We start from the raw sequence: 7,383 nt of genomic DNA on the forward strand, positions 1-7,383 counted from the left end.
TCGCGCGCGGCGGCAATGCGCTCGAACAACGCCATCATCCGGTCTTCGAGGTCTTCCAATTGACTGGCGCTGACCGATTCCCCCGGCTCGTCGGGCCACTCCTGCACCACGGCCCGCGGGTAGGGGTCGTCAGGCAACCACTCGCAGATCTTGATCCGCTCGGCGGTCATGCAGCGCAGCATGAACCGGCCCGAACCGGCGATCTCCACGCACTCGGCGACCCGGGCCACCGTGCCGACATCGCTGCGCCTATCCCCGCCGCCGACTTCGCGTCCCTGCGCGATCAGCACCGTTCCGAAACGAGGTTTGTCGTCTTGCAAGCAGTCTCGCACCAGCTGGGCATAACGCGGCTCGAAGATCTGCAGCGGCAGCTCCTCCCCGGGCAGGAACACCGACTGCAGTGGAAACATTGCCAGTCGGCCGAATTCAGCTGCGCGGTGCATCAGATCTCCAGCTCCTCGACCAAGGCGTCGACGACTGCAATCAAGTCTCCGTCGTGCTCTTCAGCGACCCGACGCTGCCGCTGATACGACGCACCGCGCCGCGGAATGTCTGCCACCGCGGCCAGCTCTTCGGCGCAATCCAGAGTTTCAGCAATGGGTTCCAGCCTGTTCAGCAGATCGCCGAGGTCCTCGGTGATCAACCGTTCGTTGCCGTCGGCATCCAAGATGATGATCGCGTCCAACCCGTAACGGGCTGCGCGCCATTTGTTTTCCTGGTTGTGCCACGGCGGCATCGAGGGCAGTGTCTCGCCTGCATCCAGACGACGTTCCAGATCGACCACCAGGCAGTGCGTCAACGCGACCAACGCGCCGAGCTCGCCGATGTTGGAGACACCATCGCAGACCCGCACCTCGAGCGTCCCGTTGTGCGGTGACGGGCGAACATCCCACCGCACCTCGTTGACATCCTCGATGATGCCGGTCTTCTTCTGGTCGTGAACGAAACGCTCGAATTGGTCCCACTTGTCGAACTGGAACGGCAGGCCTGCGGTGGGTAGCTGCTGAAACATCATCGCCCTGTTGCTGGCGTACCCGGTGTCGTCGCCGACCCACCAGGGCGACGAGGCGGACAGCGCGAGCAGATGCGGATACCAGTTCAGCAACGACGACATCACCGGCATGACCTTGTCCGGCGAGGAAACTCCGACATGGACGTGCACTCCCCAGATGAGCATCTGGCGGCCCCACCACTGGGTGCGCTTGATCAGCTCGGCGTATCTCGGCGCATCAGTCAGCTGCTGGGTCGACCAACTCGCAAAGGGGTGGGTGCCCGCGCCGAACAGCTCCATGCCGCGCTGCCGGACGATCGGCAGCACGGACTTCAGTGTGGTGTGAAGATCGTCCATCGCCTGTGCGGTGTTGTCGCACACGCCAGTAACGACTTCGACGGTGTTCCGTAACAATTCCTTGTGCACACGGCGGTTTTCGCCGATTTCAGCGAACACCGCGGTGGCTTCGTTACTCAGATCGCGCGTCTGGGCGTCGACAAGGGCGAACTCCCATTCGACTCCCAGCGTCGGGCGGGGCGAGGACGCGAAATTGACCCTGATAGCGCTCCCCCTGTCCGACGAGCAACTAACCGGCAGCGATCACACCGCAGGCCACCCGCTTGCCGGCATCGCCAGTCGACATCGTCATCTGGTCCGGTCCGGGTGCGCCATTGACCTGGCTGTAGCGCTCCGCCGGGATGTTGCCGAAGTTGTCGGCGCCGGCGTGGATGACGATCGCTGTGCCCGCACCGGCCAACAGGTCGGCTTTGGTGAATCCGTCGGTGGTGGTTTCCAGTAGAGCCCCACCGTCCTTGCGGACCTGCAGAGCGCTCAGCGCGCCAGCGTCACGCTCGCCGTGAGGCATGAAATGCCCACCTGCAGAGAGGAAGTCGCCGGGTTCACCGCCGGCTGGGGCTACCGAGTGGGCCTCGCACTTGCCCACCGAATGGATGTGCACCCCGTGGAAGCCCGGGCTGAGCTGACCGGTTCCAGTGGTCTCGATTGTGACGGTCACGTAGCCCTGGTTGAACTCGAACTTTGCCATGGCGACCTTGTTTCCGTTGGCGTCGTTCAGCTGCGTGGTGAGGCTATCCATGCCGCTTCGCTCCGCGCTCGACGGTGCCGGTGAGCCGGTCCAGATCGGGGGTTGTGTGCCAGGTGTGTTGGTGGGTAGCTGGTCCGGACTGCACGCGCTCATCAGCGCGGCTGAGGCGGCGAGTGGGACGAGTGCAGTGGTGGCGGCAAATGCGCGGTTGCTGGCTTGCTTGAGCATGGATAGAGCCTATCCCGGCGACGATGCGGGTCGGAACGGCCCGCATAAGAGGGGAACGACCGACCCAGCCCAGCGAGGTGTCATGCGGACCTGACGTCTAGGCCATCGCACGCGGCCATGTCAGATCCGATCTACACCGTCAGAATCATGGACTGCTTATCTGCTTAAGCGGACCTAGGCTGCTCGGGTGGTCAAGTGCCGGGATCTGACGTGCCGCTGGCCGGGCGGCGATCACTCGGCATTCGACTGCGACATCGATCACACCGTCCCCTTCGCCGAAAGCAGCCCTACGCATGCTTCAAACCTGGCTGGCGTGTCGGCCGGTCGTGCGCTTGCCGCTTTCGGTCTGCCCCTGCTGGCGTCGAGTGTGCGCTGACGGCTTCGAGTGTGCACAGGGGGCGGGATTTTCGCGCTTGTCCCGCCCACGATGCACGCTCGACGCCCAGGATGCACACTCGATGCGCTGGACGTAGACGTGACCCGAAAACACCCACATCAGGGGGAAGGTTCGCGACTTGCCACAAGCTCGGCTCAGTCTGCCGCAAAAAACGTAACCCTCGGCGATGTGGCTAAGCCAGTGATCGTTCCGGGGTCTTCGCTCGTCAACGCTATGGAACGATCTGAGCATGTCAAGCGGTCCGGCAAGGTCGCGGGGCGTTGTTTGCGCCAGCTGAGGTCACTCACATGAGTAGTCGACACAAAATGGTAGATTTTCAACCATGAGAACAACCATCGACCCGGCAGGGCGTTTGGTGATTCCCAAGAAGATTCGTGATCGCCTCGGCTTGCGTGGCAACGAGCAGGTGGAGATCACCGAGCGCGATGGCCGAATCGAGATCGAACCGGCGCCGACCGATGTCGAACTGGTTCGGGAAGGTTCCGTCCTCGTTGCACGGCCGGACGGCCCGCTGCCCCCGCTGACCGATGAAATCGTCCGCGAGACGATGGACCGCGTGCGGCGGTGATCGCCCCCGACACCAGCATCCTTGTTGCCGGATTCGCAACGTGGCACGAAGCGCACCAATCCGCCGTGCGTGCCCTCAGTCGGGGCGTCCATCTGGTTGCACACGCGGCGGTGGAGACCTTTTCTGTCCTCACCCGCCTGCCACCGCCGCATCGCGTCGCGGCTGCGGTCGTCCAGGCGTATTTGGCCGATGTCACATCCGCCGACTACCTCACGCTGGACGCGCAATCGCATCGGGAGTTGATCAACCACCTGGCTATACACAACGTCACCGGCGGCGCCACCTACGACGCGCTGATCGGATCGACGGCGAAGGCTGCTGGAGCGACACTCCTGACCCGCGACCGGCGAGCAGTCAGGATCTACGAACTGCTGCAAGTGGAATACGAACTGGTGACCTGACGCTCGTCGTCGCAAGCGCCGGTGTCTGGGACGAGGGTGGGCCCGTTCCGCGGCCGCGGGAGCGCTCTAGTTCGATTGCACCGACACAGTGCGGCAGATCCACGGGCTAATATGCGGCAGATTCACGCCTACTGCGGCGGCAGATCAACGTGCCCCGGCGAGTTCGGCAGAGAGGGTGTGGATGCCGACCCTGTTCGACGCCGTCCTCGAACATCGATGCGGCGACGTCGTTGGCATCGAGGTCAAAGCAGCATCTACTGTCGGGCCCGCCGACTTCCGTGAACTGCGGCACCTGGCTGAGCGGACCGTCGGCGATTTCCGTGCCGGCATTGTCATGCACACCGGAGCGCAGACCCTGCCATTTGGGCCAAAAATGCTCGCTATGCCGGTGAGCGCCCTATGGCAGACATCCACGACGTGATCCAGATGGCCCTGTGGCGGATTCCCGACTGGTCAGCAAGGTGTGATTGCTGTGTTTGTTTCGGCCCTGATGATCAACAAAAGCGCGCGCTGTTCCCCCAGGCCTGTGCCTACCCGCCGGGGCCCCTGCCCACCACCGATCCCGTTGCGCGTCGCGCGGACGCAACGCGATGATGCCCAGACGGCGGCGGACCCGTCGCCAAGACCCGGCGCGGCGCGTCGAGACGAACGCCGCCGGGGTTGACGGGTCGTCGCGAGCACCTACTATTCCGAGCAGCGTCCCCAGAGAGCCACGGCCTTGCAGAGAAAAGGGAATCCCGAGATGACGACGAGAGCACTGCTGGTCACGGTCGGTCGTACAGCGGCAGCCCTGGTCGCTGCTGTCCTGTGGACCGCACCATCGGCTTCGGCCGGCAGCGATTTCTGTAATTCGCTTCCGCCCGCGCAAATTCACGACTGCACGTGCGGTTCTGACAACGTCCCAGGTACTCAGGAATATCAGGATTGCCTGCACGGGAACGCGGCGCCCAAGGGGCCTGCCGACGCGCCGCCGGCCGCGCCACCCGCGCCGAGCCCCTGACGGGCGCGAACAATCCGCCGTCTAGCCAGTGACGACGACGATCACTCCGGGTGGCTGATCGGCAACCTCTTTGGTCCGCGGCGCAACCTGCGCCTTGAGTAGCTGGCCCACAGCATCGGCGGTTTCGTGCTCGCCGGGCGCATCGGTGTAGTACACCGTGGTCCGGGAAACGTCGGGCAGCGTCAGGTTGTCGACCTTGGTGACGTTGAAACCACCCTGCTTGAGTTGGTCCGCGGCCTTGCCCGCGACGCCTTTGGAGCTGGAGATGTTGAAGACGAGCACATCGGCCCTCGGCGCCGGCTTCGCCGAGGTTTTGGACGCCGTCGCACTGGACGTCATGCTCGCCGCGGCCGAGTCGTCGTCGGTGTTACTGCCCGAACCCATGGCCTGAAATGCAACCAGCAAAAAGATGACACCCAGGAAAAGCAGCACCATCACCATCGCCCGCAGGGGAAGGCCAGTCGAGTCGGGAACACGCTCATTCATCGAAGTCACTGTATCCACGAGCGCGGGAAAACCCACACCGACGCCCAGTGAGCAGGCACAATTCTCAGGTGAGCTCGAAGCCCAGCCGCCGAGCGGCCCGCGCCTTTTGCCGGCTGGCCCGCAGCCGGCGGAGCCGCTTCACCAGCATCGGGTCGGCGACCAGGGCCTCGGGTCGGTCGACCAACGCATTCAGCACCCGGTAATACGCCGTGGCCGACATCCCGAACAAATCCTTGATGGCCTCTTCTTTGGCCCCGGCGTATTTCCACCACTGACGCTCGAAGGCCAATATGTCGTGTTCGCGGCGAGTCAACCCATCGTCGAGTCCAGAGTCGTCCCCCGATCGATTAGCCCGCGCCATAGCGCTGTCCATATCGCTCCTGATCCTCCAAGACCCTGCGACTCTCGAATGCTCGCTGCTCCGGCGATTATTCAACCACGTCGACAACTGTTGACCTGGAAGCCAGACCCGCGAGTCGGCTGACGAGGTGAGGTTGCCTGCCGAACCCGTACTCCGCAACCGGGGAAGCCGGACTCGGGCTTAAGATTTGCCGTCATGGCCGTCGTACCCATCCGCATCGTGGGAGATCCCGTCCTGCACAAACCCACCACACCGGTGCCCGTGGCGGCGGATGGATCACTGCCTGTCGATCTGGCCGGGCTGATCACCAACCTCTACGACACGATGGACGCCGCCTACGGGGTCGGACTGGCGGCCAACCAGATCGGCGTGAATCTGCGGGTCTTTGTCTACGACTGCCCCAACGAGCGCGGACAACCGGCGCGGCAACGCGGCGTCGTGGTCAACCCGGTACTGGACACCTCCGAGATACCCGAGACCATGCCCGACCCCGACGACGACGACGAAGGCTGCCTGTCAGTGCCGGGCGAGTCGTTTCCCACCGGGCGGGCGGACTACGCGAAGGTCACCGGACTCGACGCCGACGGCAACCCGATAACCCTGGAAGGTACTGGGCTTTTCGCGCGCATGCTCCAGCACGAGACCGGTCACCTCGACGGTTTTCTCTATCTCGACCGCTTGGTCGGACGCCACGCCCGCTCGGCCAAGCGAGCGGTCAAGTCGCATGGCTGGGGCGTCCCGGGATTGTCGTGGACACCGGGCGAGGGCCCGGACCCGTTCGGCCACTGATGGTTTCGTGGCCCGAGGCCGGCACCCGGGTCGCGGTGCGTTACCGCCTGGCCTCCGGTTCGGTACCACCGCTGACCGACGTGATCGGCCACCTGATCGAGACCGCAGCGGTCGTGCGTATCACGACGACGACGGGCGAGATCGTGGAGTTCAGCGCCGGCGATGTCGTCTCCGTGCGCACGCTCAGCGATAAGCCGGTGCGCACCTCGGAGATTCGCGCACTCGAGCAGGCAGACGCGCTGGCGTGGCCGGGTATCGAACGGCAGTGGCTCGACGGTTGGCTGCTGCGCGCCGGGGCCGACGGCAGCCACGCCTCGAATTCAGCTGTGCCGTTGGATATCTCGGCGAACCAGTCGACGATACCGGCGATCGTCGACTGGTATCGGCTCCGAGGCCTGGTCCCCCGGTTGGCGGTGCCCGATCGCCTACTGCGACTTCCCCATCTGGGGGAGCACCCCAACCGGGTGATGGTGTGCGATGTACACGCCGACTCCGGTGCCGAGCAGTCGGGCGCCGTGGTCGCCGACGCCCCGGACGGCACGCGCTGGGTGGGCTTGGCGCGGATCCAGAACGGCTGCGAAGCGCAACTGGCCTGGGGTGCGGCCCAGGGCGCAACCCGCGGCTACGTCCGGATCCCCGAGGGCGATCGCGACACCGCAGCGCTGGCCCGGTCGCTGGGCTTCGCCCTGCACCACCACGCGCGCTACATCGCGCTCACGTAGGGTCTTCAGCCATGCCCGACGGCTTGGTGGACGACGCCGACCCGCCACGTCTGCGGATAGCCACCTGGAACGTGAACTCGATCCGCTCCCGCCTGCCCCGCGTGTTGGATTGGCTGAAGCGCGGCGAGGTCGACATGCTCGCGATGCAAGAGACCAAGTGTTCCGACGAGCAGTTCCCCACCATGCCGTGTCTCGAACTCGGCTACGACGTGGCGCACGTCGGCATCAACCAGTGGAACGGCGTGGCGATCGCCTCCCGGGTGGGACTGGACAACGTCGAGATCGGTTTCCAGGGCCAACCCACCTGGAGCAGCAAACCGGACGCCGCCGCTGCGACCGAGGCGCGGGCGCTGGCCGCCACCTGTGCGGGAGTGCGGGTGTGGAGCATCTACGTT

At 64.9% G+C, this 7,383-nt stretch carries 11 protein-coding genes and 1 pseudogene; 7 read left to right on the forward strand and 5 right to left on the reverse strand.

Annotation, left to right across the window (positions count from 1 at the left end; all coding sequences use genetic code 11):
- From AC2VOU_RS01155 to sodC, 3 genes are all read right to left on the reverse strand, one after another.
- A partial coding sequence (locus AC2VOU_RS01155) for an LON peptidase substrate-binding domain-containing protein (RefSeq protein WP_486955700.1) occupies positions 1 to 443 on the reverse strand: 443 nt, incomplete at its 3' end.
- Positions 443 to 1,588: a glutamate--cysteine ligase gene (locus AC2VOU_RS01160; protein WP_486955709.1), complete on the reverse strand. Its 1,146-nt coding sequence runs from the start codon at positions 1,586 to 1,588 to the stop codon at positions 443 to 445. The genes AC2VOU_RS01160 and AC2VOU_RS01155, both read right to left, overlap by 1 nt.
- Positions 1,578 to 2,264 (reverse strand): superoxide dismutase[Cu-Zn], encoded by a 687-nt coding sequence (sodC, locus tag AC2VOU_RS01165; protein ID WP_486955701.1) that lies wholly within the window; start codon positions 2,262 to 2,264, stop codon positions 1,578 to 1,580. The genes AC2VOU_RS01160 and sodC overlap by 11 nt, the downstream gene beginning before the upstream one ends.
- Before the next feature lie 181 nt (positions 2,265 to 2,445).
- Between sodC and AC2VOU_RS01170 the strand changes: the two are divergent.
- From AC2VOU_RS01170 to AC2VOU_RS01185, 4 genes and pseudogenes are all read left to right on the forward strand, one after another.
- Positions 2,446 to 2,571, forward strand: a pseudogene (locus tag AC2VOU_RS01170) (HNH endonuclease signature motif containing protein); the annotation flags it as partial.
- Between the two features lie 412 nt (positions 2,572 to 2,983).
- Positions 2,984 to 3,229 (forward strand): AbrB/MazE/SpoVT family DNA-binding domain-containing protein, encoded by a 246-nt coding sequence (locus AC2VOU_RS01175; RefSeq protein WP_486955702.1) that lies wholly within the window; start codon positions 2,984 to 2,986, stop codon positions 3,227 to 3,229.
- Complete coding sequence (locus AC2VOU_RS01180) at positions 3,226 to 3,630, forward strand: PIN domain-containing protein (protein WP_486955703.1); 405 nt, start codon at positions 3,226 to 3,228, stop codon at positions 3,628 to 3,630. Before AC2VOU_RS01175 ends, AC2VOU_RS01180 begins: the two co-directional genes overlap by 4 nt.
- A 181-nt stretch (positions 3,631 to 3,811) precedes the next feature.
- Positions 3,812 to 4,051 carry a hypothetical protein gene (locus tag AC2VOU_RS01185; RefSeq protein WP_486955704.1) on the forward strand — a complete coding sequence of 80 codons (240 nt, stop codon included), beginning with the start codon at positions 3,812 to 3,814 and terminating at the stop codon, positions 4,049 to 4,051.
- A gap of 600 nt (positions 4,052 to 4,651) precedes the next feature.
- On the opposite strand, the gene AC2VOU_RS01190 is transcribed toward AC2VOU_RS01185, so the two are convergent.
- Positions 4,652 to 5,116, reverse strand: coding sequence for a LytR C-terminal domain-containing protein (locus tag AC2VOU_RS01190; RefSeq protein ID WP_486955705.1), 465 nt, complete (start codon positions 5,114 to 5,116; stop codon positions 4,652 to 4,654).
- A gap of 64 nt (positions 5,117 to 5,180) precedes the next feature.
- Positions 5,181 to 5,489: a nucleoid-associated protein NapA gene (napA, locus tag AC2VOU_RS01195; RefSeq protein ID WP_486955706.1), complete on the reverse strand. Its 309-nt coding sequence runs from the start codon at positions 5,487 to 5,489 to the stop codon at positions 5,181 to 5,183.
- A 183-nt stretch (positions 5,490 to 5,672) separates the two neighbouring features.
- Between napA and AC2VOU_RS01200 the strand changes: the two genes are divergently transcribed.
- The 3 genes from AC2VOU_RS01200 to AC2VOU_RS01210 all read left to right on the forward strand — a co-directional run.
- Positions 5,673 to 6,266, forward strand: a complete 594-nt coding sequence (locus AC2VOU_RS01200; protein WP_486955707.1) for a peptide deformylase — start codon at positions 5,673 to 5,675, stop codon at positions 6,264 to 6,266.
- Positions 6,266 to 6,988: a GNAT family N-acetyltransferase, cg3035/Rv0428c family gene (locus AC2VOU_RS01205; RefSeq protein WP_486955708.1), complete on the forward strand. Its 723-nt coding sequence runs from the start codon at positions 6,266 to 6,268 to the stop codon at positions 6,986 to 6,988. The genes AC2VOU_RS01200 and AC2VOU_RS01205 overlap by 1 nt, the downstream gene beginning before the upstream one ends.
- A gap of 50 nt (positions 6,989 to 7,038) precedes the next feature.
- Positions 7,039 to 7,383: exodeoxyribonuclease III (locus tag AC2VOU_RS01210; RefSeq protein WP_486955710.1), on the forward strand; the 345-nt coding region annotated here is incomplete at its 3' end.

Source organism: Mycobacterium sp. TH-M25 (genome assembly GCF_057473665.1).